The following is a 22,237-nucleotide window of genomic DNA, read 5'->3' as shown; positions in this document are numbered from 1 at the left end:
TTTTTGCGCCAACAGTGAGTTTGGGCAACCATTGCTGATATGGCTCAGTTGGTAGAGCACACCCTTGGTAAGGGTGAGGTCCCCAGTTCGAATCTGGGTATCAGCACCATGATAACGAATAAAGAATAAAGAATTTGTCTGGCGGCAATAGCGCGGTGGTCCCACCTGACCCCATGCCGAACTCAGCAGTGAAACGCCGTAGCGCCGATGGTAGTGTGGGGTCTCCCCATGTGAGAGTAGGGAACTGCCAGACCTTATTTTGAGACAAAAAGGCCATCCAAAGGGGTGGCCTTTTTGCATTTAACAAAGAATTAACTTAGTTTTCCAACTGTTTTCCACGCCTATAGCTGATAAACTACTTATTAAATAGCTTTATTGAGTGTTGAGTGAATGCTTTCTCTTAAAGAGTTTAATACCTTTGGGTTATCAGCCTATGCTAAACGTTTAGATATAGCTGAATCTGCCGAGTCTTTATTAGCTTTATGGCAGAAAGCCAAAAGCGAAAAACAACCTGTATTACTGCTTGGTGGAGGAAGTAATGTCTTATTTACTGCGAATTTTGAAGGAACTGTGATTCTGAATAGAATTATGGGGATTCAACAGCGGGAGACAGATGAATCATGGCATTTACATGTAGGGGCGGGAGAAAATTGGCACGAATTAGTCTGTCATTCTCTTAAAAATCAAATCTATGGATTAGAGAATTTGGCTTTAATTCCTGGTTGCTCTGGTGCAGCACCAATTCAAAATATTGGTGCATATGGTATTGAATTTAGAGATGTGTGTGAATATGTAGATGTTCTTAATCTAGAAACTGGGGAGCAAACGCGTCTTAGTGTTGGTGAATGTCAGTTTAGATATCGGGATAGTGTTTTCAAGCATAAATATAAAGCAAATTATTCTATTATTTCTGTAGGATTATTGTTGAAGAAGAATTGGCAGCCAATATTGAACTACGGTGATTTAACTAGGCTGTCGAAAGATAATGTAACTCCTCAGCAGATTTTTGATTCAGTATGTGCAATGCGCACCAGTAAATTGCCTGATCCTGCAATAACAGGAAACGCGGGGAGTTTCTTCAAAAACCCAATTGTCAGTGTGGAAGTTGCGGCAAAAATTAAAGAAAATTACCCTGATAGTCCCCAATATCTTTACACGAATGGGATGTTTAAATTGGCGGCAGCTTGGCTCATTGAACGTTGTAATTTAAAAGGTTATCGCATTGGAGGTGCATCTGTGCATCTTAGACAAGCTCTAGTATTGATAAATCAGGAAAATGCTACAGGTAAGGATGTAGTCTTATTGGCTGCTTACATTCGCAGGCAAGTGATAAGTAAGTTTGGTGTATTACTTGAACCTGAGGTTCGTTTTATTGGTTCTAAAGGCGAAATTGATGCTGTGGAATGTATTTCATGAAAGATATAACCGTGCCATTACAGTTGATTAAGATTTTGTCTGACGGTGAAGTTCATTCTGGTCAACAGTTGGGACAATATTTAGGGATGAGTAGGGCTGGAATTAATAAACATATACAGACAATTCGTGAATGGGGAATTGAACTAGAAACAACTCCTGGCAAGGGTTATAGCCTTATGGCACCTATGCAGCTACTTGATGAGTCTACTATTTTGCAATACTTACCTCAGGATCGTATAACTGTTTTGCCAGTTATTGATTCGACTAATCAGTATTTGCTTGAACGTTTATCTGAATTGAAATCAGGGGATGCTTGTGTTGCAGAGTACCAGTATGCTGGCAGAGGGCGGCGTGGAAGGAAATGGGTTTCTCCCTTTGGTAAAAATCTTTATTTATCTATGTATTGGCACCTTGAGCAAGGACCTGCTGCTGCAATTGGATTAAGTTTGGTTGTTGGCATTGTTATTGCTGAAGTATTGCATCGATTTGGCGCTGATAGAATTAGGGTAAAATGGCCAAATGATTTATATCTTGATGATAAGAAATTAGCGGGAATCTTAGTTGAACTAATAGGAAATACTGGTGATGCTGCTCAGGTTGTAATAGGTGCGGGTATAAATATTTCGATGGACCATAAGGACGAAGAACCTATTAATCAGCAATGGATTAATTTGTTGCAGGCAGGAATTCAAGTTGATCGTAATAAATTGGCTGTAGAAATAATACTTGATCTAAGGAAAGCTCTAATTCAGTTTGAAAATGAAGGTTTGTCTTCATTTGTTTCTCGGTGGTTTGAGTTAGATAATTTTATGGATAGGCCGGTGAAATTAATTATTGGTAGTCAGGAAGTGTATGGTATAGCCAGGGGTATTAATCAGCAAGGTGCTTTGTTACTTGATCAGAATGGTGTCATAACCCCATATATCGGCGGGGAGATTTCTTTAAGAGGTCGTTGAAAATGACCGGAAGAGAAATGTCTTCCGGGTTCGGAGACTATCTTTACTTACGTAGCCTTACGCTTTCAATAGTGTGATTAATACCTTTTGTCATGATTAGGCTTGCGCGTTCTCGAGTTGGTAAAATATTTTGTCGCAAATTCAGTCCATTGATCTCTTGCCAGATATCAGATGCAGTATTTATGGCTTCTTCTTCTGATAGTTTGGAGTAACTGTGGAAATAAGAATCTGGATCGGAAAAGGCACCTTGGCGGAATTTTAAGAAACGACTGATATACCAACTTTTGAGTAATTTTTCTGGTGCATCGACGTAGATAGAAAAGTCGACAAAATCAGAGACAAATACATGGTGTGGATCATGGGGATAATCCATACCGCTTTGTAATACATTCAAACCCTCTAGAATTAAAATGTCTGGTTGTTTAATGAATTTTTGCTCATTTGGTACGATATCATAGGTAAGATGAGAGTATACTGGTGCGGATACTTGTTTAGAGCCCGATTTAATATCAGATACAAATTTCACTAAGCTATGCATATCATATGATTGTGGGAACCCTTTCTTTTTCATCAGTCCACGTTCATTCAGCACGCTGTTAGAATGTAGAAAACCATCTGTAGTAATTAATTCTACGCTTCTGTGTTCAGGCCAACGACTCAGCAGAGCTTGTAATAGACGTGCTGTAGTGCTTTTACCAACAGCAACACTGCCAGCAATTCCTATGATATAAGGGACTTTTTGTCCATCAGTACCTAGAAATTGTTCGAGCACTGCTTGACGACGTAAATTTGAACTAATATAAAAATTGAGCAAGCGAGATAAAGGAAGGTAAATCTCAACAACTTCTTCTAAAGAAATTTCTTCATTAATTCCTTTTAAATCAATTAATTCTTCTTTTGTTAATGTCAGTGGAACTGAATCACGTAAGGTTGCCCATTGTTCACGATTGAATTGCAAATATGGAGTAGCCAAAAAAAGTTCTTTTTTATTCATAAACCAACATCTGCCTGTTTGTGCAGGTTTGACAAGTTGCAATAAACAACCTGTACCCGACAAAAAATAAATCGCATGATATCGACTGATGAGCGGCAGGCGTAGGCTTTTTTATATTTTTAGCGGTTTTTTTTGTAAGAAATGCAGAATTGTAAAAAATTGAGTTGTTTTACTTCTTAATGTTAGTTTCAGCTGTTTGCTTATCACGATAGAAATTTAAATGATTCAAGGTGAAGTGTCCTATCAAGTTTTATCGAGCACTTGTAATCGGTTCCTTAGTTGGTAGGTAATTGGGTGTTTATTTTTTAAGCTAAAATTATTGAAAAAAACAGCTAATCGAATGGAGGTGAGTGTTTTATAACCGAATGATCAAGGAAAGCAATTTTTTTGTTGCATAGAGCGTTCACACTGCCTAGAATGCGCAGCACTTGATGCCGGCATAGCTCAGTTGGTAGAGCAACTGACTTGTAATCAGTAGGTCCCGAGTTCGATTCTTGGTGCCGGCACCATTAAAAATTTGGAAAGGTGGGGTTCCCGAGCGGCCAAAGGGAGCAGACTGTAAATCTGCCGTCACAGACTTCGAAGGTTCGAATCCTTCCCCCACCACCAAGAAATCAGATTTAATCTTGATATTCTTTTGGTACTTAACTGAAAGCAAAGTATATTGAGATCAACATACAGCTGATTAAAGTCAGGTAGCCGAGTTCAATGCGGGCATCGTATAATGGCTATTACCTCAGCCTTCCAAGCTGATGATGCGGGTTCGATTCCCGCTGCCCGCTCCAAGATGTGCTGATATAGCTCAGTTGGTAGAGCACACCCTTGGTAAGGGTGAGGTCGGCAGTTCGAATCTGCCTATCAGCACCACTTCCTTAATGTCCTTGTCTCCCGATTTTATTCCTGTAAGCGATATTCAACGAGCAATTGCTTGGTTGATGTGGTGGAACCACCGATTCCGTGTCTTAGAGGGACAATTTAATGTCTAAAGAAAAGTTTGAACGTACAAAACCGCACGTTAACGTTGGTACTATCGGCCACGTTGACCACGGTAAAACTACCCTGACTGCTGCTATCACTACTGTATTGGCTAAAACCTACGGTGGTAACGCTCGTGCATTCGATCAAATCGATAATGCACCAGAAGAAAAAGCACGTGGTATCACCATCTCTACTTCTCACGTAGAATACGATACCCCAGGCCGCCACTATGCGCACGTTGACTGCCCAGGCCACGCCGACTATGTGAAAAACATGATCACCGGTGCGGCTCAGATGGACGGCGCAGTCTTGGTAGTTGCCGCGACTGACGGTCCAATGCCACAGACGCGTGAGCACATTCTGTTAGGTCGTCAGGTAGGCGTTCCTTACATCATCGTGTTCCTGAACAAATGTGACATGGTAGACGACGAAGAGCTGCTGGAACTGGTTGAGATGGAAGTGCGTGAGTTGCTGTCTCAGTACGATTTCCCAGGCGATGACACGCCAGTTATCCGTGGTTCTGCTCTGAAAGCGCTGGAAGGTGATGCAGAGTGGGAAGCGAAGATCATTGAACTGGCCGATGCCCTGGACAGCTACATTCCAGAACCAGAGCGTGCAATCAACCAGCCATTCCTGCTGCCAATCGAAGACGTATTCTCTATTTCAGGCCGTGGTACCGTGGTAACTGGTCGTGTAGAGCGCGGTGTGGTTAAAGTGAGTGAAGAAGTTGAAATCGTGGGTATCAAAGAAACGACTAAAACTACTTGTACTGGCGTAGAAATGTTCCGCAAACTGCTGGACGAAGGCCGTGCAGGTGAGAACGTCGGTGTTCTGCTGCGCGGTACCAAGCGTGACGAAATCGAACGTGGTCAGGTACTGGCGAGACCCGGTTCAATCAAGCCACACACCACTTTCGAATCAGAAGTTTATATTCTGAGCAAAGACGAAGGTGGCCGTCATACGCCATTCTTCAAAGGCTACCGTCCACAGTTCTACTTCCGTACAACTGACGTGACCGGTACCATTGAACTGCCAGAAGGCGTGGAAATGGTGATGCCAGGTGATAACATTCAGATGAAAGTTACCCTGATTGCTCCAATCGCAATGGACCAGGGTCTGCGCTTCGCTATCCGTGAAGGTGGCCGTACAGTAGGTGCTGGTGTTGTTGCTAAAGTTATCGCTTAATAGCTAATAATTAAGTACCTAACTCTAGAATAAGTTTGCATTTTGTCTTGTTTTAGAACAGACGCCTGGTGTGCTACATTAGGTGTCTGTTAGTGAGTATTTTAATTGATATAATCCTTCCTTAAATTCTCTGTATGAACCACCCCGTTGGGTTGACTCTTCGTGTTTTAAATTTTTGATTTTGATCGTTTGTTCCTGGAAGCGTCATTTAGCTGTTTTATCAGGATATTCTTAGAGTATATATACATCATTCATCTATAGAATACGTTAGTGATAACTCATGATTTTTCCAAATAAGTATTTGTCTTCAGATTTAGATAAGTCATATTTTCTTTTACATACAGGTAGTAATATCTAGCCCATTCTTGTTCTGCCTCTGTCGGTATGTTCTAACAGAAAGAGGGGTTACCCCTGAAAAGATTACGGCATAGCATGTTCGTTTTCGTACAACTAAGTATGTGAATTCTATATCCCGTAATATCTTAAGCGGGTTGTTCTGTCTAGCTATCAGTTCTGGAACAAATTGCTGATGTAGGAGATAGTTTTAGATGGAATAAGTTTAAGAAAGTTCCTGATAGAGATAAAAGCCTTCCTAGCCAAAGTGTTATAGAAATGAGAGAACTACCTCTATTTGACAAGGCTAAAAGAATATTTGGAAGAAGCTGAATCAGAAAATTAAAATGCGAATGATTATTGAAATGAGACTCATTATTATTTAATATGCGCTATAATGTGTACCAGAGAGTGTTATTTATGTATGTCTGCCTATGTAATGCGGTGAGTGACAAAACAATACGTAATGCGGTGCGTCAACATCATATTCACTCTATTAAAGAACTAAAACGTATTGTGCCTGTAGGCCGTGATTGTGGCAAATGCATACGCCAAGCTAGAGAGCTAATTAATGAGGAGATTGCACAGCTACCCAAGATAGGTAACGTTGCTTGATAAAAAAGAAGTAAGTTTACTACTACTCTGCTGAATAGGTACTACACTTTAAGTACTGGAAGCGGAGGGGTAAACTATGAAAGGTGATAAAAAAATGATTGTTCATTTGAACAAACTTCTTGGAAATGAGCTTGTTGCAATTAATCAGTATTTTCTGCACGCCCGGATGTTCAAAAATTGGGGTCTTACTCGACTTAATGATAAGGAATATCATGAATCTATCGATGAAATGAAGCACGCCGATAGGTACATTGAACGTATCCTTTTTCTTGAAGGGATTCCTAATTTGCAGGATCTAGGGAAACTGAACATCGGAGAAGATATCGAAGAAATGCTCAAATCTGACTTGCAGCTCGAATTGCAAGGAGCTAAAGATTTGAAAGAAGCGATTGCTTATGCTGATTCGATTCATGACTATGTTAGCCGTGATTTAATGATCGATATTCTAGATGAAGAAGAAAAGCATATTGATTGGCTGGAAACTCAATTTGAATTAATTGAACGTATGGGGATTCAAAATTACACTCAAGCACAGATTCTTGAAGGAGAATAGTTATAGTTACGGAAAAATGCCCTATCTGCTAAGTTAGGGCATTTTGTTTCATGCCCCTTTAATTTTACTCCGGACAGATCTGCATCTTGCTTTGTTAATTGATTTGCGTATAATATGCGGTCTTACTTACGTGTAAGTCTGGTTTGTTAGCCAGTAAATGCGCAGTGTTTTTTTGCTGCCCATTTAAAATACCCCCGATATGGGGGTTATATATCGAACGATTACACTCTCCCATCAATCGAAATGGGATCGAGGAGTGATTATTTACGTTTATAAAATAGTTGGAGCTCTGGTCTCATGCAGAACCAAAGAATCCGTATTCGCCTGAAAGCATTTGATCATCGTTTGATCGATCAATCAACTGCGGAAATTGTCGAGACCGCTAAGCGTACTGGTGCGCAGGTTCGTGGTCCGATCCCGCTACCGACTCATAAAGAGCGTTTTACCGTTCTAATTTCTCCGCATGTTAATAAAGATGCGCGTGATCAGTACGAAATTCGCACTCATAAGCGTCTGGTTGACATCGTTGAGCCAACCGAGAAAACCGTTGATGCTCTGATGCGTCTGGATCTGGCTGCCGGTGTAGACGTGCAGATCAGCCTGGGTTAATCAGGTCATTGAACGATTAAGAGGTTGAAACAATGATTGGTTTAGTCGGTAAAAAAGTGGGTATGACTCGCATCTTCACTGAAGATGGCGTTTCGATCCCTGTAACTGTTATCGAAATTGAAGATAACCGTGTTACTCAGGTTAAAGATCTGGATAACGATGGTTATCGTGCAATTCAGGTTACTACTGGTAGCAAAAAAGCTAACCGTGTAAACAAACCTGAAGCAGGTCATTTCGCTAAAGCTGGCGTTGAAGCTGGCCGTATCCTGCGTGAATTCCGTCTGTCTGAAGGCGAAGAATATGCTGTAGGTCAAAGCATTAGCGTTGAGATTTTCGCTGACGTTAAGAAAGTCGACGTTACTGGTACATCTAAAGGTAAAGGTTTTGCTGGTACTGTTAAGCGCTGGAACTTCCGTACCCAAGATGCTAGCCACGGTAACTCTTTGTCTCATCGTGTTCCGGGTTCTATCGGTCAGAACCAAACTCCGGGCAAGGTATTTAAAGGCAAGAAAATGGCAGGCCAGCTGGGTAATGAACGCGTAACTGTTCAAAGCCTGGATGTAGTACGTGTTGACGCTGAGCGCAACCTGCTGCTGGTCAAAGGTGCTGTTCCAGGTTCAACTGGCGGCAACCTGATCGTAAAACCGGCTGTCAAGGCGTAACGTCAAGGAGATAGGAATGGAATTGGTAATGAAAGACGCGCAAGGCGCGCTGACTGTTTCCGAAACTACCTTCGGGCGTGATTTCAATGAAGCGCTTGTGCATCAAGTAGTTGTTGCTTACGCAGCTGGTGCACGTCAAGGTACTCGTGCTCAGAAAACCCGTGCTGAAGTTTCTGGTTCAGGTAAAAAACCATGGCGTCAGAAAGGCACTGGCCGTGCACGCTCTGGTTCTATTAAGAGCCCAATTTGGCGCTCTGGTGGCGTAACTTTCGCAGCTAAGCCACAGGACCACAGTCAAAAAGTTAATAAGAAAATGTACCGTGGTGCTTTAAAAAGCATCCTGTCTGAATTGGTACGTCAAGATCGTTTGATCGTTGTCGAGAAGTTTTCTGTAGAAGCTCCTAAGACTAAGCTTCTGGTTCAGAAACTGAAAGAGATGGCGCTGGAAGATGTGCTGATTATCACTAATGAAGTTGATGAGAATTTGTTCTTAGCAGCTCGCAACCTGTACAAGGTTGATGTTCGTGATGTAGCTGGTATTGATCCAGTGAGCTTGATCGCCTTCGATAAAGTGGTTATGACTGCTGATGCTGTGAAGCAAGTTGAGGAGATGCTGGCATGATCCGTGAAGAACGTCTGCTGAAAGTACTGCGCGCACCGCACGTATCTGAAAAAGCTTCTACAGCGATGGAGAAAAGCAACACCATCGTTCTCAAAGTTGCGAAAGACGCGACTAAAGCAGAAATCAAAGCTGCTGTGCAGAAACTGTTTGAAGTCGAAGTTGAAGGTGTTAACACTTTGCTGGTAAAAGGTAAAACTAAACGCCACGGTCAGCGTATTGGTCGTCGTAGCGACTGGAAAAAAGCTTACGTCACACTGAAGGAAGGCCAGAATATGGACTTCATCGGTGGTGCAGAGTAAGTCGGAGGAGTAAAGAACAATGGCAATTGTTAAATGTAAACCTACGTCTCCGGGCCGTCGCCACGTTGTTAAAGTGGTTAACCCTGAGCTGCATAAGGGTAAACCTTATGCTCCATTGCTGGAAAAAAGCAGCAAAACCGGTGGTCGTAACAACAATGGCCGTATTACCACTCGTCACATTGGTGGTGGCCACAAGCAGCACTATCGTTTGATTGACTTTAAACGTAATAAAGATGGTATCCCTGCTGTAGTTGAGCGCTTGGAATATGATCCAAATCGTTCAGCAAATATCGCCTTGGTTTTGTATAAAGATGGTGAACGTCGTTATATCCTTGCACCTAAAGGGCTGAAAGCTGGTGATCAGATTCAATCTGGTGTTGACGCAGCTATCAAAACTGGTAACGCATTGCCAATGCGCAATATCCCTGTTGGTTCTACCGTACATAACGTAGAAATGAAACCGGGTAAAGGTGGTCAGTTGGCTCGTTCCGCTGGTGCATACGTTCAGATCGTTGCCCGTGATGGTTCTTATGTAACTTTGCGTCTGCGCTCTGGTGAAATGCGTAAAGTTCTGTCTGACTGCCGCGCCACTTTAGGTGAGGTTGGTAATGCAGAACATATGCTACGTGTTCTGGGTAAAGCTGGTGCAAGTCGCTGGCGTGGTATTCGTCCTACCGTTCGTGGTACGGCGATGAACCCGGTAGATCACCCACATGGTGGTGGTGAAGGTCGTAACTTTGGTAAACATCCTGTAACTCCTTGGGGTGTTCAAACTAAAGGTAAGAAGACCCGTAGTAATAAACGTACTGATCAGTTCATCGTACGTCGCCGTACTAAAAAATAATTAGAGGATAAACCATGCCACGTTCTCTCAAGAAAGGTCCATTTATTGACCTGCACTTGCTGAAGAAGGTAGAGAAAGCGGTGGAAAGCGGAGACAAAAAGCCTATTAAGACTTGGTCCCGTCGTTCAACGATCTTTCCTAACATGATCGGTTTGACCATCGCTGTCCATAATGGTCGTCAGCATGTACCAGTTTTTGTTTCCGACGAAATGGTTGGTCATAAACTAGGTGAATTCGCGCCGACCCGTACTTATCGCGGCCATGCGGCCGATAAAAAGGCTAAAAAGCGCTAAGGTAGGAGGAAGAGATGGAAACTATCGCTAAACATCGCCACGCTCGTTCTTCTGCTCAGAAGGTTCGCCTTGTAGCTGACCTGATTCGCGGTAAGAAAGTGTCGCAAGCTCTGGAAACTCTGACCTATACCAATAAGAAAGCTGCTGGTTTAGTGAAGAAAGTACTTGAGTCTGCTATTGCTAATGCAGAACACAACGATGGTGCTGACATTGATGATCTGAAGGTCACGAAGATTTTCGTAGACGAAGGCCCGACCATGAAGCGTATTATGCCTCGTGCAAAAGGTCGTGCAGATCGCATCCTGAAGCGCAGCAGCCACATTACTGTGGTTGTGTCCGATCGCTGAGACTCTGGAGACTAGCAATGGGTCAGAAAGTACATCCTAATGGTATTCGCCTGGGTATTGTCAAACCTTGGAACTCTACTTGGTATGCGAATACTAAAGAATTCGCTGACAACCTAGACAGCGATTTTAAAGTTCGCCAGTACTTGAAGAAAGAACTGGCAAAAGCGTCTATTTCACGCATTGTTATTGAACGTCCTGCTAAAAGTATTCGTGTAACTATTCACACTGCTCGCCCAGGTATCGTAATCGGTAAGAAAGGTGAAGACGTAGAAAAACTGCGTAAAACTGTAGCGGAAATCGCTGGTGTTCCTGCGCAAATTAATATCTCTGAAGTGCGTAAGCCTGAACTGGACGCGAAACTGGTTGCTGACAGTATTACTTCACAGCTGGAACGTCGTGTTATGTTCCGTCGTGCTATGAAGCGTGCAGTCCAGAATGCGATGCGTCTAGGCGCTAAAGGCATTAAAGTGGAAGTCAGTGGCCGTTTAGGCGGTGCTGAAATCGCGCGTACTGAATGGTATCGTGAAGGTCGTGTACCGTTGCACACACTGCGTGCAGATATCGACTACAACACTTCAGAAGCGCACACCACTTATGGTGTACTCGGCGTTAAGGTATGGATCTTCAAAGGTGAGATCTTGGGTGGTATGGCTGCTGTTGAACAGGCGGAAAAACCGGCTGCACAACCTAAAAAGCAGCAGCGTAAAGGCCGCAAGTAAGGAGAGTCGCTGATGTTACAACCAAAGCGTACGAAATTCCGTAAAATGCACAAAGGCCGTAACCGTGGCCTGGCAGCAGGTGCGGATGTTAGCTTCGGCACTTTCGGTCTGAAAGCTGTGGGCCGTGGCCGTCTGACGGCACGTCAGATTGAAGCGGCGCGTCGTGCTATGACCCGTGCAATTAAACGTCAAGGTAAAATCTGGATACGTGTATTTCCAGACAAACCTATCACTGAAAAGCCACTCGAAGTGCGTATGGGTAAAGGTAAAGGTAACGTAGAATATTGGGTTGCCTTGATCCAGCCTGGTAAAGTCCTTTATGAAATGGACGGTGTGCCTGAAGAGCTGGCTCGTGAAGCATTCAAGCTGGCAGCAGCGAAACTGCCTATCAAGACCACCTTTGTAACTAAGACGGTGATGTAATGAAAGCACAAGAGCTGCGCGAAAAAAGCGTTGAAGAGCTGAACACTGAGCTGCTGAATTTGCTGCGTGAACAATTTAACCTGCGCATGCAGGCTGCAAGTGGCCAGCTACAACAGTCTCATCTGTTGAAACAAGTGCGTCGTAATATCGCACGCGTTAAGACTTTACTGACTGAGAAGGCGGGTGCGTAATGACCGATAAAATCCGTACTTTGCAAGGTCGTGTTGTAAGTGACAAAATGGAGAAATCTATTGTTGTTGCTATTGAGCGTAAGGTGAAACACCCTCTGTATGGTAAATTCATCAAACGTACGACTAAACTGCATGTACATGACGAGAACAATGAATGTGGCATTGGTGATGTGGTGGAAATCCGCGAAACCCGTCCACTGTCCAAAACTAAATCTTGGACTTTAGTTCGCGTTGTAGAGAAAGCGATTCTGTAAGCTGGCTCGAATAGAGTAAACGGCTCAGGCTATGGGCCGTTTATTTTTTCTATCTATATCTGAGATGTGGTGTTATAATGCCGCGCCCTCGTGATATGGGGTATCTGAACGGCCTCTTCATATTAAATTATAGTAGTGAAGTGGGCTCAGTAGTAGTTGACATTTAGCGGAGCACTAAAATGATCCAAGAACAGACTATGCTGAACGTGGCCGACAACTCCGGTGCACGTCGCGTAATGTGTATCAAGGTTCTGGGTGGCTCGCACCGTCGCTATGCACACGTCGGCGACATCATAAAAGTCACCATCAAGGAAGCAATTCCTCGTGGTAAAGTGAAAAAAGGTGATGTCCTGAAAGCGGTAGTGGTGCGCACCAAGAAGGGTGTTCGTCGCCCTGACGGTTCTGTCATTCGCTTCGATGGCAATGCTTGCGTGTTGTTAAACAACACAAGTGAGCAAGTTATCGGTACGCGTATTTTTGGGCCGGTAACTCGTGAACTTCGTAATGAAAAGTTCATGAAAATTATCTCCCTGGCACCAGAAGTACTCTAAGGAGCGGACAATGGCAGCGAAAATCCGTCGTGATGACGAAGTTATCGTGTTGACTGGAAAAGATAAAGGTAAGCGCGGTAAAGTAAAACAGGTTCTTTCTACTGGGAAAGTCATTGTTGAAGGTATCAACTTGGTTAAAAAGCATCAGAAGCCTGTTCCGGCTCTGAACCAGCCAGGTGGCATCGTTGAAAAAGAAGCTGCAATCCAGGTTTCAAACGTTGCGATCTTCAATGCGGCAACCGGTAAGGCTGACCGTGTAGGTTTTAGATTTGAAGACGGAAAAAAAGTTCGTTTCTTTAAATCTAACAGCGAAACTATCAAGTAATTTGGAGTAATACGATGGCGAAACTGCATGATTACTACAAAGACGAGGTAGTCCAAAAACTGATGACTCAGTTTGGCTACAATTCTGTCATGCAAGTCCCTCGGGTCGAGAAGATCACCCTGAACATGGGTGTTGGTGAAGCAATTGCTGATAAGAAACTGCTGGATAATGCAGCAGCGGATCTGGCAGCAATCTCTGGTCAAAAACCATTGATCACCAAAGCGCGCAAATCAGTTGCAGGCTTCAAAATCCGTCAGGGCTATCCAATCGGCTGTAAAGTGACCCTGCGTGGTGAACGTATGTGGGAGTTTCTTGAGCGCCTGATTTCTATTGCTGTACCTCGTATTCGTGACTTCCGTGGTTTGTCTGCTAAGTCATTTGATGGTCGTGGCAATTACAGCATGGGTGTACGTGAGCAAATCATCTTCCCTGAAATCGATTACGATAAAGTGGATCGTGTTCGTGGTCTGGATATTACTATCACCACAACTGCGAAATCTGATGATGAAGGCCGCGCACTGTTGGCTGCTTTTAACTTCCCGTTCCGCAAGTAAGGCAGGGTATTCATGGCTAAGCAATCAATGAAAGCACGTGATGTAAAGCGTGCGAAATTAGCTGAAAAATTCTTCACTAAACGTGTGGAATTGAAAGCTGTCATTTCTGATGTGAATGCATCTGATGAAGAGCGTTGGGATGCTGTTCTTAAGCTGCAAACGCTGCCACGTGATTCCAGCCCTTCTCGTCAGCGTAACCGCTGCCGCCAAACTGGTCGTCCGCATGCGTTTTTGCGGAAGTTTGGGTTGAGCCGTATTAAAGTCCGTGAAGCCGCCATGCGCGGTGAAATTCCGGGCCTTAAAAAGGCTAGCTGGTAATTGTCACCAATTGAATCACGGGAGTAAAGACAGATGAGCATGCAAGATCCCATCGCGGATATGCTGACCCGTATCCGTAACGGTCAGGCCGCGAATAAAGTTGCGGTCACCATGCCTTCCTCCAAGCTGAAAGTGGCAATTGCCAACGTGCTGAAGGAAGAAGGTTATATTGAAGATTATAAAATTGAAGGCGACACCAAGCCAGAGCTGGAATTAGTACTGAAATACTTCCAGGGCAAGGCTGTTGTAGAAAGTATTCAGCGTGTAAGCCGACCAAGTCTGCGCATCTATAAGAAAAAAGATGAGCTGCCACAAGTTATGGCTGGTTTGGGTATCGCTGTTGTTTCTACCTCTAAAGGTGTAATGACTGATCGTGCAGCTCGCCAAGCTGGTCTTGGTGGCGAGATTCTCTGCTACGTAGCTTAATTCGGGAGGAAAGAATGTCTCGTGTTGCAAAAGCACCCGTCGTTATTCCTACCGACGTAGAGGTAAAACTCGACGGTCAGGTTATTTCGATTAAGGGTAAAAACGGCGAGTTGAGTCGTACAATCCACAGCGCAGTTGAAGTTAAGCATGCAGATAATCAACTGACCTTCGCTCCACGCGATGGTTATGTTGATGGTTGGGCACAGGCGGGTACAACTCGTTCTTTGCTGAATGCTATGGTTATCGGTGTTACCGAAGGCTTCACTAAGAAGCTTCAACTGGTAGGTGTTGGTTATCGTGCAGCAGTCAAAGGCAATGTTATCAACATGTCTCTGGGCTTCTCACATCCAGTTGACCACGAACTGCCAGCAGGCATTACTGCAGAATGTCCGTCACAAACTGAAATCGTACTAAAGGGTGCTGATAAACAGGTAATCGGTCAGGTTGCGGCAGAACTGCGTGCCTATCGTCGTCCTGAGCCTTATAAAGGTAAAGGTGTTCGTTACGCCGACGAAGTCGTGCGTATCAAAGAGGCTAAGAAGAAGTAAGGTAACACTATGGATAAGAAAGCAGCTCGTATCCGTCGTGCGACCCGCGCACGCCGCAAGCTCCAGGAACTGGGTGCAACTCGCCTGGTGGTACATCGTACCCCTCGCCATATTTATGCGCAGGTTATCGCACCAAACGGTTCTGAAACTTTGGTGGCAGCTTCTACTACAGAAAAAGCTATCAATGAACAACTGAAATACACTGGAAATAAAGAAGCAGCCGCAGCAGTTGGCAAAGCAATTGCTGAACGTGCATTGGAAAAAGGTATTAAAGATGTATCCTTTGACCGCTCTGGTTTCCAATATCATGGTCGAGTCCAGGCACTGGCAGATGCTGCCCGTGAAGCTGGCCTTCAGTTCTAAGGTAGAGGTGTAAGATGGCTCACATCGAAAAACAAGCTGGCGAACTGCAGGAAAAGCTGATTGCGGTAAATCGCGTATCTAAAACCGTAAAAGGTGGCCGGATTTTCAGCTTTACCGCACTGACTGTTGTAGGTGATGGTAATGGTCGCGTTGGTTTTGGCTACGGCAAAGCACGCGAAGTTCCGGCAGCAATCCAGAAAGCGATGGAAAAAGCCCGTCGCAATATGAAAACCGTCGCATTGAACAGCGGCACTTTATATCACCCAGTAAAAGGTGCACACACTGGTTCCCGTGTGTTCATGCAGCCTGCTCACGAAGGTACTGGTATCATCGCAGGCGGTGCTATGCGTGCTGTTTTGGAGGTGGCTGGTGTTCGTAACGTACTGGCTAAAACCTATGGTTCCACCAACCCTATTAATGTGGTTCGTGCAACTCTGGATGCTTTAGACAGCATGAAGTCTCCAGAAATGGTCGCAGCTAAGCGTGGTAAATCCGTCGAAGAAATTCTGGGGTAATGGCCATGGCTAAGACTATTAAAGTAACACAGATTCGCAGTTCAATTGGCCGTCTGCCTAAACATAAGGCAACTTTGGTTGGTTTAGGTCTGCGCCGTATCGGTCATACAGTAGAGCGTGAAGATACTCCTGCTATACGTGGTATGATCAACTTGGTTTCCTATATGGTTAAAGTTGAGGAGTAACAGATGCGCTTAAATACTCTGTCTCCGGCTGATGGTTCCAAGCATGCGCCTAAACGTGTAGGTCGTGGTATTGGTTCTGGCCTGGGTAAAACCGGTGGCCGTGGTCACAAGGGTCAGAAGTCTCGTTCTGGTGGTGGCGTACGTCGCGGTTTTGAAGGTGGTCAGATGCCTTTGTACCGCCGTTTGCCAAAATTTGGCTTTACTTCACGTAAGGCGATGGTTACAGCAGAAGTTCGTTTGTCTGATTTTGCTGCCGTTGAAGGCGATATCATCGATCTGAACGCATTGAAAGCAGCTAACATTGTTGGCACTCAAATTGAATTTGCGAAAGTTATTCTTTCTGGCGAAATCAATCATGCAGTAACTGTGCGTGGCCTTCGTGTTACTAAGGGCGCTCGTGCTGCAATTGAAGCTGCTGGCGGTAAAATTGAGGAATAAGTAACAGATGGCTAAACAACCAGGATTAGATTTCCAAAGTGCTAAAGGTGGACTAGGCGAGCTGAAACGTAGGCTGTTGTTTGTTATTGGCGCGTTAATTGTTTTCCGCATTGGTTCTTTTATTCCTATCCCTGGTATTGATGCCACTGTGCTTGCCAAATTGCTCGAACAGCAAAGGGGCACCATCATTGAAATGTTTAACATGTTCTCTGGTGGTGCTTTAAGTCGTGCTTCTATCTTTGCACTGGGGATAATGCCGTATATTTCTGCGTCTATTATTATTCAGTTGTTGACGGTGGTTCATCCAACGTTGGCAGAGATTAAGAAGGAAGGAGAAGCTGGTCGTCGTAAGATTAGCCAGTATACTCGCTATGGTACTTTAGTGCTGGCTATATTCCAGTCAATCGGTATTGCTACTGGTTTGCCGAATATGCCAGGAATGCAAGGGCTGGTGATCAATCCAGGGTTTGCTTTCTACTTCACGGCTGTTGTGAGCCTAGTTACTGGGACTATGTTCCTAATGTGGTTGGGTGAGCAGATTACTGAGCGTGGTATTGGAAACGGTATCTCCATCATAATCTTTGCTGGTATTGTTGCGGGTTTGCCGCCGGCCATTGGCCATACCATTGAGCAAGCTCGGCAAGGCGATCTGCACTTCCTCCTGTTGCTGTTGGTTGCAGTGTTAGTGTTTGCAGTAACTTTCTTCGTTGTTTTCATGGAGCGTGGCCAACGACGTATCGTTGTTAACTATGCAAAACGTCAACAGGGTCGCCGAGTTTATGCTGCACAGAGCACACATTTACCGTTGAAAGTGAATATGGCTGGGGTTATCCCTGCAATTTTTGCTTCCAGCATTATTCTGTTCCCTGGTACCATAGCTTCCTGGTTTGGGGGAGGAACCGGTTGGAACTGGCTGACTACTATTTCAATGTACTTGCAGCCTGGGCAACCGCTTTATGTGTTACTCTACGCGTCTGCAATCATCTTCTTCTGTTTTTTCTATACTGCGTTGGTTTTCAACCCGAGAGAAACAGCAGATAACCTGAAGAAGTCCGGTGCATTTGTACCAGGAATTCGTCCGGGAGAGCAAACAGCCAAGTACATTGATAAGGTAATGACACGCCTAACTTTAGTTGGTGCGATGTATATTACTTTTATCTGCTTAATCCCGGAGTTCATGCGTGATGCGATGAAGGTGCCATTTTATTTTGGCGGTACTTCGCTACTTATTGTAGTTGTAGTCATCATGGACTTTATGGCTCAAGTGCAAACTCTGATGATGTCAAGTCAGTATGAGTCTGCATTGAAGAAGGCAAATCTTAAAGGTTATAACCGTTAATTGGTTTGCTTGAGAAGTTACGGAGAGTAAAAATGAAAGTTCGTGCTTCCGTCAAGAAATTATGTCGTAACTGTAAAATCGTTAAGCGTAACGGTATCGTTCGCGTGATTTGTAGTGCAGAGCCTAAGCATAAACAACGCCAAGGCTAATAAAATAGCATATTTTTCTTGCAAAGTCGGTTTGAGCTGGCTAAATTAGCCAGCCAATCTTTTTTATATCACAGCAACACTATTTGAGTATCCTGAAAACGGGCTTTTCAGAATGGTGTTGCGGTAAATAAATAATTTAGGAGTGCATAGTGGCCCGTATAGCAGGCATTAACATTCCTGATCAGAAGCATACCGTAATCGCTTTAACATCGATCTACGGAATTGGTAAAACTCGCTCCCAAGCCATTTGTGCTGCGGCGGGTATTGCTGAACATGTTAAGATCAGCGAGCTGTCTGAAGAGCAAATTGATAAGCTGCGTGACGAAGTTGCCAAATACGTTGTAGAAGGCGATTTGCGTCGTGAAGTAACCCTGAGCATCAAACGTCTGATGGATCTTGGTACTTATCGTGGTTTACGTCACCGTCGTGGTCTACCTGTTCGTGGCCAGCGTACTAAGACCAACGCACGTACCCGTAAGGGTCCACGTAAGCCGATCAAGAAATAATCGGGGTATTGTATAATGGCAAAAGCACCTATTCGTGCACGTAAGCGTGTAAGAAAGCAAGTCTCTGACGGTGTGGCTCATATCCATGCTTCTTTCAACAACACCATCGTGACCATTACTGACCGCCAGGGTAATGCCTTGGGTTGGGCAACTGCTGGTGGTTCCGGTTTCCGTGGTTCTCGTAAATCTACTCCGTTTGCAGCTCAGGTTGCAGCAGAGCGCTGTGCTGAAGCAGTGAAAGAATACGGAATTAAGAACCTGGAAGTTATGGTTAAAGGACCTGGTCCTGGCCGCGAGTCAACTATTCGAGCGTTAAATGCGGCAGGTTTCCGCATTACTAACATTACTGATGTGACTCCGATCCCTCATAACGGTTGTCGTCCACCTAAAAAACGTCGCGTTTAATAGCGTTTACTTTTTTAGGTTCGATTGGAGAAAGAAAATGGCAAGATATTTGGGTCCTAAGCTCAAGCTGAGCCGTCGCGAGGGTACAGATCTATTCCTGAAGTCTGGCGTTCGCGCGATTGACACCAAGTGTAAATTAGAACAAGCACCTGGGCAGCATGGCGCACGTAAACCGCGTCTGTCTGACTACGGTGTGCAGTTACGTGAGAAACAAAAAGTTCGTCGTATTTACGGTGTTCTAGAACGTCAATTCCGTAACTATTATAAAGAAGCAACTCGTCTGAAAGGCAACACAGGTGAAAACCTGCTGAGTTTGCTGGAAGGTCGTCTGGACAACGTTGTTTACCGTATGGGTTTCGGGGCGACTCGTGCTGAATCACGCCAAATGGTAAGCCATAAGGCTATCATGGTAAATGGCCGCGTTGTTAACATCGCTTCTTATCAGGTATCCCCGAATGACGTAGTCAGCGTTCGCGAAAAATCGAAAAAGCAGTCTCGTATCAAGGCGGCTTTAGAGCTGGCTGAGCAGCGTGAGAAACCAACTTGGTTGGAGGTTGATGCTGTGAAGATGGAAGGTGTGTTCAAACGTATTCCAGAACGTGCCGATCTGTCTGCTGACATCAACGAACACCTGATCGTCGAGCTTTACTCTAAGTAAAGCTTAGCACCAAAGAGAGGACACAATGCAGGGTTCTGTGACAGAGTTTCTAAAACCGCGCCTGGTTGATATCGAGCAAGTCAGTTCGACGCACGCCAAGGTGACCCTTGAGCCATTAGAGCGTGGCTTTGGCCATACTCTTGGTAACGCACTGCGCCGTATTCTGCTTTCGTCTATGCCGGGTTGTGCGGTGACTGAGGTTGAGATTGATGGTGTACTGCATGAGTACAGCACCAAAGAAGGTGTACAGGAAGATATCCTGGAGATTCTCCTCAACCTGAAAGGGCTGGCGGTAAGAGTTCAGGGAAAAGATGAAGTTATTCTTACCTTGAATAAGTCTGGCATTGGCCCTGTGACTGCAGCCGACATTATCCACGATGGAGATGTCGAAATCGTCAAGCCGCAACATGTAATTTGCCACCTGACTGACGAAACTGCTTCTATAAGCATGCGCATTAAAGTTCAGCGTGGTCGAGGTTATGTGCCGGCTTCTGCCCGGATTCATTCGGAAGAAGATGAGCGCCCTATTGGTCGTTTGTTAGTAGACGCTTGTTATAGCCCAGTAGAGCGTATTGCCTACAATGTTGAAGCAGCGCGTGTAGAACAACGTACCGATTTGGACAAGTTGGTTATCGAGATGGAAACTAACGGTACAATCGATCCTGAAGAGGCGATTCGCCGTGCAGCTACTATTTTGGCTGAACAGCTGGAAGCTTTTGTTGATTTACGTGATGTACGTCAGCCAGAAGTAAAAGAGGAGAAGCCAGAGTTTGATCCGATCCTGCTGCGCCCTGTTGACGATCTGGAATTGACTGTCCGCTCTGCTAACTGTCTTAAGGCAGAAGCTATCCACTACATCGGTGATTTGGTACAGCGTACCGAGGTTGAGTTGCTTAAGACACCTAACCTGGGTAAAAAATCTCTTACAGAGATCAAAGACGTACTGGCTTCACGTGGCTTATCTCTGGGCATGCGCTTAGAAAACTGGCCACCAGCAAGTATTGCTGATGAATAACTAGATCACAGGTTAAGGTTTTACTGAGAAGGATAAGGTCATGCGCCATCGTAAGAGTGGTCGTCAATTGAACCGCAACAGCAGCCATCGCCAAGCTATGTTCCGCAATATGGCAGGTTCTTTGGTCCGTCATGAAATCATCAAGACGACTCTGCCTAAAGCGAAAGAACTGCGTCGTGTCGTTGAGCCGCTGATTACTCTTGCCAAGATCGACAGCGTAGCTAATCGTCGTCTGGCATTCGCCCGTACTCGTGATAACGAAATCGTGGCAAAACTGTTTAATGAGCTGGGCCCGCGTTTTGCGAGCCGCGCAGGTGGTTACACTCGTATTCTTAAGTGTGGCTTCCGTGCTGGTGACAATGCTCCGATGGCATACATCGAGCTTGTTGACCGTGCTACTGAAGCTCAAACAGAAGTTGCGACTACGGAGTAATCTGTAGGGGCATATAAAAGAACCGGGTTTATCCCGGTTTTTTTACGCTTGCATATATGAATCTCTAACTTATTTTTTTCATCCTGCTATGCTGATATCTTGAACAATGTTATCTATTGTAGGAGATATAAAGATGTATCGTATTGGTCAACTGGCTAAATTAGCGAATGTAACTCCTGATACTGTGCGCTTCTATGAAAAACAAGGAATGATGGAACATCAGAACCGTACTGAAGGAGGGTATAGACTTTATACAGAGCAAGATTTACAGCGCCTTCGGTTTATACGCTATGCTAAGCAATTGGGGTTTACATTGGAAGCTATTACAGAATTATTGTCTATTCGTGTAGATCCAGCCCATCATACTTGTGAAGAGTCAAAGCAAATTGTAGATTCTAGGTTAATGGAAGTGGAGGAAAAACTTCTTGAAATGCGAAAAATGCGTGATTCACTTAAGATGTTAAGTGATGCTTGCTGTGGTAGTTCTCATATAAGTATTTATTGTTCTATTCTTGAAACTTTAGAACAAGGTGCTTTAAATAAGAAATAAGTAATTTTTCTTTATTATTGAAAATTCAGAGAGTACAATCGCTACGTTTGTAGATAAATTAATATGATAGAGGTATATGATGATTATATATCACCATAAGAAAGGTGTAATAAAGGATAATGCTCTAGAAGCTCTATTACGTGATCCACTATTTAAACAACGAGTTGAAAAAAATAAAAAAGGAAAAGGAAGTTACCAGAGGAAAGAAAAACATAGCAAAGCAAGTCGCTGGGAGACCAGTGGTAAGGGGTCATTAGATTCTTTACTACTGGTCTTTTAGTTTAATAGGTCTATTTCCTACTTTTCAGTAAGCTACGAATTTCTAATAATAATTTTGTTTCGGTAATTGGGAGTATCTGATATAACTTCAATTTCCTTTTACTAAATGATCTGTGTATTAGTTTCATTGTGTAGAAAAATAGTGAATGATGGTACGGTGTTCTTTTAAAATCATATCGATGCTGACGTCAGCAGCTAAATTGTCAAAATTACCTTTCATAGTAAATTCATAAACTGATTTAAAAGCTTCATGACACTCTTGTGACTGCTCCCCGCCGTAAAAAGCGGCGAGGCTTCCCACTTCTCAGGCCGCCACCGTCTTTATGACGGATTGAAGCTGGCCTCCATGGGCAGAAACGACGAGTCCCGCCGCCTGTAATGCTGTTA

At 44.2% G+C, this 22,237-nt stretch carries 36 protein-coding genes, 5 tRNA genes, 1 rRNA gene and 1 pseudogene; 41 read left to right on the top strand and 2 right to left on the bottom strand.

The window, feature by feature from the left end:
- Positions 1-33: 33 nt before the first annotated feature.
- The 4 genes from LGZ98_RS19460 to birA all read left to right on the top strand — a co-directional run bounded on the left by LGZ98_RS19460 (position 34) and on the right by birA (position 2,372).
- A tRNA-Thr gene (locus LGZ98_RS19460) sits at positions 34-109 on the top strand.
- 28 nt (positions 110-137) lie between these two features.
- Positions 138-253: ribosomal RNA gene (gene rrf, locus LGZ98_RS19455) — 5S ribosomal RNA — on the top strand.
- Positions 254-390: 137 nt separating this feature from the next.
- The gene (gene murB, locus LGZ98_RS19450; protein ID WP_113044170.1) at positions 391-1,416 is read left to right on the top strand and encodes a UDP-N-acetylmuramate dehydrogenase; all 1,026 of its coding nucleotides are present in this window, start codon (positions 391-393) and stop codon (positions 1,414-1,416) included.
- Entirely contained in the window at positions 1,413-2,372 is a 960-nt protein-coding gene (gene birA / locus LGZ98_RS19445; protein WP_113044169.1) for a bifunctional biotin--[acetyl-CoA-carboxylase] ligase/biotin operon repressor BirA, read from the top strand. The genes murB and birA overlap by 4 nt, the downstream gene beginning before the upstream one ends.
- Positions 2,373-2,415: 43 nt before the next feature.
- Here the strand turns inward: birA and coaA are convergent, their stop codons facing one another.
- Positions 2,416-3,366, bottom strand: a complete 951-nt coding sequence (gene coaA / locus LGZ98_RS19440) for a type I pantothenate kinase (RefSeq protein ID WP_113044168.1) — start codon at positions 3,364-3,366, stop codon at positions 2,416-2,418.
- Positions 3,367-3,799: 433 nt separating this feature from the next.
- Between coaA and LGZ98_RS19435 the strand changes: the two genes are divergently transcribed.
- The 37 genes from LGZ98_RS19435 to LGZ98_RS19255 all read left to right on the top strand — a co-directional run bounded on the left by LGZ98_RS19435 (position 3,800) and on the right by LGZ98_RS19255 (position 21,851).
- A tRNA-Thr gene (locus tag LGZ98_RS19435) sits at positions 3,800-3,875 on the top strand.
- A 15-nt stretch (positions 3,876-3,890) separates the two neighbouring features.
- Positions 3,891-3,975, top strand: a tRNA-Tyr gene (locus LGZ98_RS19430).
- 101 nt (positions 3,976-4,076) lie between these two features.
- Positions 4,077-4,151, top strand: a tRNA-Gly gene (locus LGZ98_RS19425).
- A 6-nt stretch (positions 4,152-4,157) separates the two neighbouring features.
- Positions 4,158-4,233, top strand: a tRNA-Thr gene (locus tag LGZ98_RS19420).
- 111 nt (positions 4,234-4,344) lie between these two features.
- Positions 4,345-5,529: an elongation factor Tu gene (tuf, locus tag LGZ98_RS19415; protein ID WP_113044167.1), complete on the top strand. Its 1,185-nt coding sequence runs from the start codon at positions 4,345-4,347 to the stop codon at positions 5,527-5,529.
- 753 nt (positions 5,530-6,282) lie between these two features.
- Complete coding sequence (bfd, locus tag LGZ98_RS19410; RefSeq protein ID WP_112879459.1) at positions 6,283-6,477, top strand: bacterioferritin-associated ferredoxin; 195 nt, start codon at positions 6,283-6,285, stop codon at positions 6,475-6,477.
- Positions 6,478-6,553: 76 nt separating this feature from the next.
- Positions 6,554-7,030, top strand: a complete 477-nt coding sequence (bfr, locus tag LGZ98_RS19405) for a bacterioferritin (RefSeq protein WP_112879438.1) — start codon at positions 6,554-6,556, stop codon at positions 7,028-7,030.
- A gap of 297 nt (positions 7,031-7,327) precedes the next feature.
- Positions 7,328-7,639, top strand: a complete 312-nt coding sequence (rpsJ, locus tag LGZ98_RS19400; protein WP_112879439.1) for a 30S ribosomal protein S10 — start codon at positions 7,328-7,330, stop codon at positions 7,637-7,639.
- Between the two features lie 32 nt (positions 7,640-7,671).
- Positions 7,672-8,301 (top strand): 50S ribosomal protein L3, encoded by a 630-nt coding sequence (gene rplC, locus LGZ98_RS19395; RefSeq protein WP_112879440.1) that lies wholly within the window; start codon positions 7,672-7,674, stop codon positions 8,299-8,301.
- A 16-nt stretch (positions 8,302-8,317) separates the two neighbouring features.
- Positions 8,318-8,923 carry a 50S ribosomal protein L4 gene (rplD, locus tag LGZ98_RS19390; protein ID WP_011148794.1) on the top strand — a complete coding sequence of 202 codons (606 nt, stop codon included), beginning with the start codon at positions 8,318-8,320 and terminating at the stop codon, positions 8,921-8,923.
- The gene (gene rplW / locus LGZ98_RS19385) at positions 8,920-9,222 is read left to right on the top strand and encodes a 50S ribosomal protein L23 (RefSeq protein ID WP_021322796.1); all 303 of its coding nucleotides are present in this window, start codon (positions 8,920-8,922) and stop codon (positions 9,220-9,222) included. Before rplD ends, rplW begins: the two co-directional genes overlap by 4 nt.
- A gap of 19 nt (positions 9,223-9,241) precedes the next feature.
- Entirely contained in the window at positions 9,242-10,066 is an 825-nt protein-coding gene (rplB, locus tag LGZ98_RS19380; RefSeq protein WP_112879441.1) for a 50S ribosomal protein L2, read from the top strand.
- A gap of 14 nt (positions 10,067-10,080) precedes the next feature.
- Positions 10,081-10,359 carry a 30S ribosomal protein S19 gene (rpsS, locus tag LGZ98_RS19375; RefSeq protein WP_011148791.1) on the top strand — a complete coding sequence of 93 codons (279 nt, stop codon included), beginning with the start codon at positions 10,081-10,083 and terminating at the stop codon, positions 10,357-10,359.
- 14 nt (positions 10,360-10,373) lie between these two features.
- Positions 10,374-10,706 (top strand): 50S ribosomal protein L22, encoded by a 333-nt coding sequence (gene rplV / locus LGZ98_RS19370; protein WP_011148790.1) that lies wholly within the window; start codon positions 10,374-10,376, stop codon positions 10,704-10,706.
- Between the two features lie 17 nt (positions 10,707-10,723).
- The gene (gene rpsC, locus LGZ98_RS19365) at positions 10,724-11,425 is read left to right on the top strand and encodes a 30S ribosomal protein S3 (protein WP_112879442.1); all 702 of its coding nucleotides are present in this window, start codon (positions 10,724-10,726) and stop codon (positions 11,423-11,425) included.
- Between the two features lie 12 nt (positions 11,426-11,437).
- Positions 11,438-11,848 carry a 50S ribosomal protein L16 gene (gene rplP, locus LGZ98_RS19360; RefSeq protein WP_011148788.1) on the top strand — a complete coding sequence of 137 codons (411 nt, stop codon included), beginning with the start codon at positions 11,438-11,440 and terminating at the stop codon, positions 11,846-11,848.
- Positions 11,848-12,039 carry a 50S ribosomal protein L29 gene (rpmC, locus tag LGZ98_RS19355; protein WP_010847484.1) on the top strand — a complete coding sequence of 64 codons (192 nt, stop codon included), beginning with the start codon at positions 11,848-11,850 and terminating at the stop codon, positions 12,037-12,039. The genes rplP and rpmC overlap by 1 nt, the downstream gene beginning before the upstream one ends.
- On the top strand, positions 12,039-12,293 hold the full coding sequence (gene rpsQ / locus LGZ98_RS19350) for a 30S ribosomal protein S17 (RefSeq protein WP_011148786.1): 255 nt from the start codon (positions 12,039-12,041) through the stop codon (positions 12,291-12,293). The genes rpmC and rpsQ overlap by 1 nt, the downstream gene beginning before the upstream one ends.
- A gap of 179 nt (positions 12,294-12,472) precedes the next feature.
- Positions 12,473-12,844: a 50S ribosomal protein L14 gene (rplN, locus tag LGZ98_RS19345; protein WP_036781889.1), complete on the top strand. Its 372-nt coding sequence runs from the start codon at positions 12,473-12,475 to the stop codon at positions 12,842-12,844.
- Between the two features lie 10 nt (positions 12,845-12,854).
- Positions 12,855-13,169, top strand: a complete 315-nt coding sequence (gene rplX, locus LGZ98_RS19340) for a 50S ribosomal protein L24 (RefSeq protein ID WP_036781887.1) — start codon at positions 12,855-12,857, stop codon at positions 13,167-13,169.
- 14 nt (positions 13,170-13,183) lie between these two features.
- On the top strand, positions 13,184-13,723 hold the full coding sequence (rplE, locus tag LGZ98_RS19335; RefSeq protein WP_011148783.1) for a 50S ribosomal protein L5: 540 nt from the start codon (positions 13,184-13,186) through the stop codon (positions 13,721-13,723).
- Positions 13,724-13,735: 12 nt separating this feature from the next.
- Positions 13,736-14,041 (top strand): 30S ribosomal protein S14, encoded by a 306-nt coding sequence (rpsN, locus tag LGZ98_RS19330; protein WP_113044166.1) that lies wholly within the window; start codon positions 13,736-13,738, stop codon positions 14,039-14,041.
- A gap of 33 nt (positions 14,042-14,074) precedes the next feature.
- Complete coding sequence (gene rpsH / locus LGZ98_RS19325; protein WP_113044165.1) at positions 14,075-14,467, top strand: 30S ribosomal protein S8; 393 nt, start codon at positions 14,075-14,077, stop codon at positions 14,465-14,467.
- A gap of 14 nt (positions 14,468-14,481) precedes the next feature.
- Positions 14,482-15,015 (top strand): 50S ribosomal protein L6, encoded by a 534-nt coding sequence (gene rplF, locus LGZ98_RS19320; protein WP_112879444.1) that lies wholly within the window; start codon positions 14,482-14,484, stop codon positions 15,013-15,015.
- Between the two features lie 9 nt (positions 15,016-15,024).
- A complete protein-coding gene (gene rplR / locus LGZ98_RS19315) occupies positions 15,025-15,378 on the top strand; it encodes a 50S ribosomal protein L18 (protein ID WP_011148779.1) in 354 nt (117 codons plus the stop codon).
- Between the two features lie 14 nt (positions 15,379-15,392).
- Complete coding sequence (gene rpsE, locus LGZ98_RS19310; protein WP_011148778.1) at positions 15,393-15,893, top strand: 30S ribosomal protein S5; 501 nt, start codon at positions 15,393-15,395, stop codon at positions 15,891-15,893.
- A gap of 5 nt (positions 15,894-15,898) precedes the next feature.
- Positions 15,899-16,078, top strand: a complete 180-nt coding sequence (gene rpmD, locus LGZ98_RS19305; protein WP_011148777.1) for a 50S ribosomal protein L30 — start codon at positions 15,899-15,901, stop codon at positions 16,076-16,078.
- Positions 16,079-16,081: 3 nt separating this feature from the next.
- The gene (gene rplO / locus LGZ98_RS19300) at positions 16,082-16,516 is read left to right on the top strand and encodes a 50S ribosomal protein L15 (protein ID WP_113044164.1); all 435 of its coding nucleotides are present in this window, start codon (positions 16,082-16,084) and stop codon (positions 16,514-16,516) included.
- Positions 16,517-16,523: 7 nt separating this feature from the next.
- The gene (gene secY, locus LGZ98_RS19295) at positions 16,524-17,855 is read left to right on the top strand and encodes a preprotein translocase subunit SecY (RefSeq protein ID WP_011148775.1); all 1,332 of its coding nucleotides are present in this window, start codon (positions 16,524-16,526) and stop codon (positions 17,853-17,855) included.
- A gap of 32 nt (positions 17,856-17,887) precedes the next feature.
- The gene (gene rpmJ, locus LGZ98_RS19290; RefSeq protein WP_012768118.1) at positions 17,888-18,004 is read left to right on the top strand and encodes a 50S ribosomal protein L36; all 117 of its coding nucleotides are present in this window, start codon (positions 17,888-17,890) and stop codon (positions 18,002-18,004) included.
- Positions 18,005-18,153: 149 nt separating this feature from the next.
- Entirely contained in the window at positions 18,154-18,510 is a 357-nt protein-coding gene (gene rpsM / locus LGZ98_RS19285) for a 30S ribosomal protein S13 (protein WP_011148774.1), read from the top strand.
- A gap of 15 nt (positions 18,511-18,525) precedes the next feature.
- The gene (rpsK, locus tag LGZ98_RS19280) at positions 18,526-18,915 is read left to right on the top strand and encodes a 30S ribosomal protein S11 (RefSeq protein WP_002919257.1); all 390 of its coding nucleotides are present in this window, start codon (positions 18,526-18,528) and stop codon (positions 18,913-18,915) included.
- Between the two features lie 37 nt (positions 18,916-18,952).
- Positions 18,953-19,573, top strand: a complete 621-nt coding sequence (gene rpsD, locus LGZ98_RS19275; protein WP_011148773.1) for a 30S ribosomal protein S4 — start codon at positions 18,953-18,955, stop codon at positions 19,571-19,573.
- Between the two features lie 25 nt (positions 19,574-19,598).
- Positions 19,599-20,588: a DNA-directed RNA polymerase subunit alpha gene (locus LGZ98_RS19270; RefSeq protein ID WP_011148772.1), complete on the top strand. Its 990-nt coding sequence runs from the start codon at positions 19,599-19,601 to the stop codon at positions 20,586-20,588.
- Between the two features lie 40 nt (positions 20,589-20,628).
- Positions 20,629-21,021, top strand: coding sequence for a 50S ribosomal protein L17 (gene rplQ / locus LGZ98_RS19265; protein WP_113044163.1), 393 nt, complete (start codon positions 20,629-20,631; stop codon positions 21,019-21,021).
- Between the two features lie 133 nt (positions 21,022-21,154).
- Positions 21,155-21,571 (top strand): Zn(2+)-responsive transcriptional regulator, encoded by a 417-nt coding sequence (zntR, locus tag LGZ98_RS19260; RefSeq protein WP_011148770.1) that lies wholly within the window; start codon positions 21,155-21,157, stop codon positions 21,569-21,571.
- 79 nt (positions 21,572-21,650) lie between these two features.
- Positions 21,651-21,851 (top strand): alternative ribosome-rescue factor A, encoded by a 201-nt coding sequence (locus tag LGZ98_RS19255; RefSeq protein ID WP_113044162.1) that lies wholly within the window; start codon positions 21,651-21,653, stop codon positions 21,849-21,851.
- Positions 21,852-22,154: 303 nt separating this feature from the next.
- Here LGZ98_RS19255 and LGZ98_RS19250 read toward each other — a convergent pair.
- A pseudogene (locus tag LGZ98_RS19250) lies at positions 22,155-22,237 on the bottom strand (RNA-guided endonuclease InsQ/TnpB family protein); the annotation flags it as partial.

It is taken from the genome of Photorhabdus kayaii, assembly GCF_025384895.1.
In the GTDB taxonomy this organism is placed as follows: Bacteria; Pseudomonadota; Gammaproteobacteria; order Enterobacterales; family Enterobacteriaceae; genus Photorhabdus; species Photorhabdus kayaii.
The sequence above is the reverse complement of the archived record's forward strand: the minus strand, read 5'-3'. Positions and strand labels throughout refer to the sequence as shown.

What these genes read in the sequence shown, in the direction of transcription:
- bfr (WP_112879438.1), top strand. Translation starts at nt 6,554, where the DNA reads ATGAAAGGTGATAAAAAAATGATTGTTCATTTGAACAAACTTCTTGGA.
- rpsC (WP_112879442.1), top strand. Translation starts at nt 10,724, where the DNA reads ATGGGTCAGAAAGTACATCCTAATGGTATTCGCCTGGGTATTGTCAAA.
- coaA (WP_113044168.1), bottom strand. Translation starts at nt 3,366, where the DNA reads ATGAATAAAAAAGAACTTTTTTTGGCTACTCCATATTTGCAATTCAAT.
- secY (WP_011148775.1), top strand. Translation starts at nt 16,524, where the DNA reads ATGGCTAAACAACCAGGATTAGATTTCCAAAGTGCTAAAGGTGGACTA.
- rpsD (WP_011148773.1), top strand. Translation starts at nt 18,953, where the DNA reads ATGGCAAGATATTTGGGTCCTAAGCTCAAGCTGAGCCGTCGCGAGGGT.
- rplE (WP_011148783.1), top strand. Translation starts at nt 13,184, where the DNA reads ATGGCGAAACTGCATGATTACTACAAAGACGAGGTAGTCCAAAAACTG.
- rplX (WP_036781887.1), top strand. Translation starts at nt 12,855, where the DNA reads ATGGCAGCGAAAATCCGTCGTGATGACGAAGTTATCGTGTTGACTGGA.
- rplD (WP_011148794.1), top strand. Translation starts at nt 8,318, where the DNA reads ATGGAATTGGTAATGAAAGACGCGCAAGGCGCGCTGACTGTTTCCGAA.
- rpsQ (WP_011148786.1), top strand. Translation starts at nt 12,039, where the DNA reads ATGACCGATAAAATCCGTACTTTGCAAGGTCGTGTTGTAAGTGACAAA.
- rplR (WP_011148779.1), top strand. Translation starts at nt 15,025, where the DNA reads ATGGATAAGAAAGCAGCTCGTATCCGTCGTGCGACCCGCGCACGCCGC.
- rpsH (WP_113044165.1), top strand. Translation starts at nt 14,075, where the DNA reads ATGAGCATGCAAGATCCCATCGCGGATATGCTGACCCGTATCCGTAAC.
- rplW (WP_021322796.1), top strand. Translation starts at nt 8,920, where the DNA reads ATGATCCGTGAAGAACGTCTGCTGAAAGTACTGCGCGCACCGCACGTA.
- rplV (WP_011148790.1), top strand. Translation starts at nt 10,374, where the DNA reads ATGGAAACTATCGCTAAACATCGCCACGCTCGTTCTTCTGCTCAGAAG.
- zntR (WP_011148770.1), top strand. Translation starts at nt 21,155, where the DNA reads ATGTATCGTATTGGTCAACTGGCTAAATTAGCGAATGTAACTCCTGAT.
- murB (WP_113044170.1), top strand. Translation starts at nt 391, where the DNA reads ATGCTTTCTCTTAAAGAGTTTAATACCTTTGGGTTATCAGCCTATGCT.
- rplP (WP_011148788.1), top strand. Translation starts at nt 11,438, where the DNA reads ATGTTACAACCAAAGCGTACGAAATTCCGTAAAATGCACAAAGGCCGT.
- rpmC (WP_010847484.1), top strand. Translation starts at nt 11,848, where the DNA reads ATGAAAGCACAAGAGCTGCGCGAAAAAAGCGTTGAAGAGCTGAACACT.
- rplN (WP_036781889.1), top strand. Translation starts at nt 12,473, where the DNA reads ATGATCCAAGAACAGACTATGCTGAACGTGGCCGACAACTCCGGTGCA.
- tuf (WP_113044167.1), top strand. Translation starts at nt 4,345, where the DNA reads ATGTCTAAAGAAAAGTTTGAACGTACAAAACCGCACGTTAACGTTGGT.
- LGZ98_RS19270 (WP_011148772.1), top strand. Translation starts at nt 19,599, where the DNA reads ATGCAGGGTTCTGTGACAGAGTTTCTAAAACCGCGCCTGGTTGATATC.
- bfd (WP_112879459.1), top strand. Translation starts at nt 6,283, where the DNA reads ATGTATGTCTGCCTATGTAATGCGGTGAGTGACAAAACAATACGTAAT.
- rpsJ (WP_112879439.1), top strand. Translation starts at nt 7,328, where the DNA reads ATGCAGAACCAAAGAATCCGTATTCGCCTGAAAGCATTTGATCATCGT.
- rplQ (WP_113044163.1), top strand. Translation starts at nt 20,629, where the DNA reads ATGCGCCATCGTAAGAGTGGTCGTCAATTGAACCGCAACAGCAGCCAT.
- birA (WP_113044169.1), top strand. Translation starts at nt 1,413, where the DNA reads ATGAAAGATATAACCGTGCCATTACAGTTGATTAAGATTTTGTCTGAC.
- rpsN (WP_113044166.1), top strand. Translation starts at nt 13,736, where the DNA reads ATGGCTAAGCAATCAATGAAAGCACGTGATGTAAAGCGTGCGAAATTA.
- rplC (WP_112879440.1), top strand. Translation starts at nt 7,672, where the DNA reads ATGATTGGTTTAGTCGGTAAAAAAGTGGGTATGACTCGCATCTTCACT.
- rpsE (WP_011148778.1), top strand. Translation starts at nt 15,393, where the DNA reads ATGGCTCACATCGAAAAACAAGCTGGCGAACTGCAGGAAAAGCTGATT.
- rpmJ (WP_012768118.1), top strand. Translation starts at nt 17,888, where the DNA reads ATGAAAGTTCGTGCTTCCGTCAAGAAATTATGTCGTAACTGTAAAATC.
- rplF (WP_112879444.1), top strand. Translation starts at nt 14,482, where the DNA reads ATGTCTCGTGTTGCAAAAGCACCCGTCGTTATTCCTACCGACGTAGAG.
- rpsS (WP_011148791.1), top strand. Translation starts at nt 10,081, where the DNA reads ATGCCACGTTCTCTCAAGAAAGGTCCATTTATTGACCTGCACTTGCTG.
- rplO (WP_113044164.1), top strand. Translation starts at nt 16,082, where the DNA reads ATGCGCTTAAATACTCTGTCTCCGGCTGATGGTTCCAAGCATGCGCCT.
- rpsK (WP_002919257.1), top strand. Translation starts at nt 18,526, where the DNA reads ATGGCAAAAGCACCTATTCGTGCACGTAAGCGTGTAAGAAAGCAAGTC.
- rplB (WP_112879441.1), top strand. Translation starts at nt 9,242, where the DNA reads ATGGCAATTGTTAAATGTAAACCTACGTCTCCGGGCCGTCGCCACGTT.
- LGZ98_RS19255 (WP_113044162.1), top strand. Translation starts at nt 21,651, where the DNA reads ATGATTATATATCACCATAAGAAAGGTGTAATAAAGGATAATGCTCTA.
- rpmD (WP_011148777.1), top strand. Translation starts at nt 15,899, where the DNA reads ATGGCTAAGACTATTAAAGTAACACAGATTCGCAGTTCAATTGGCCGT.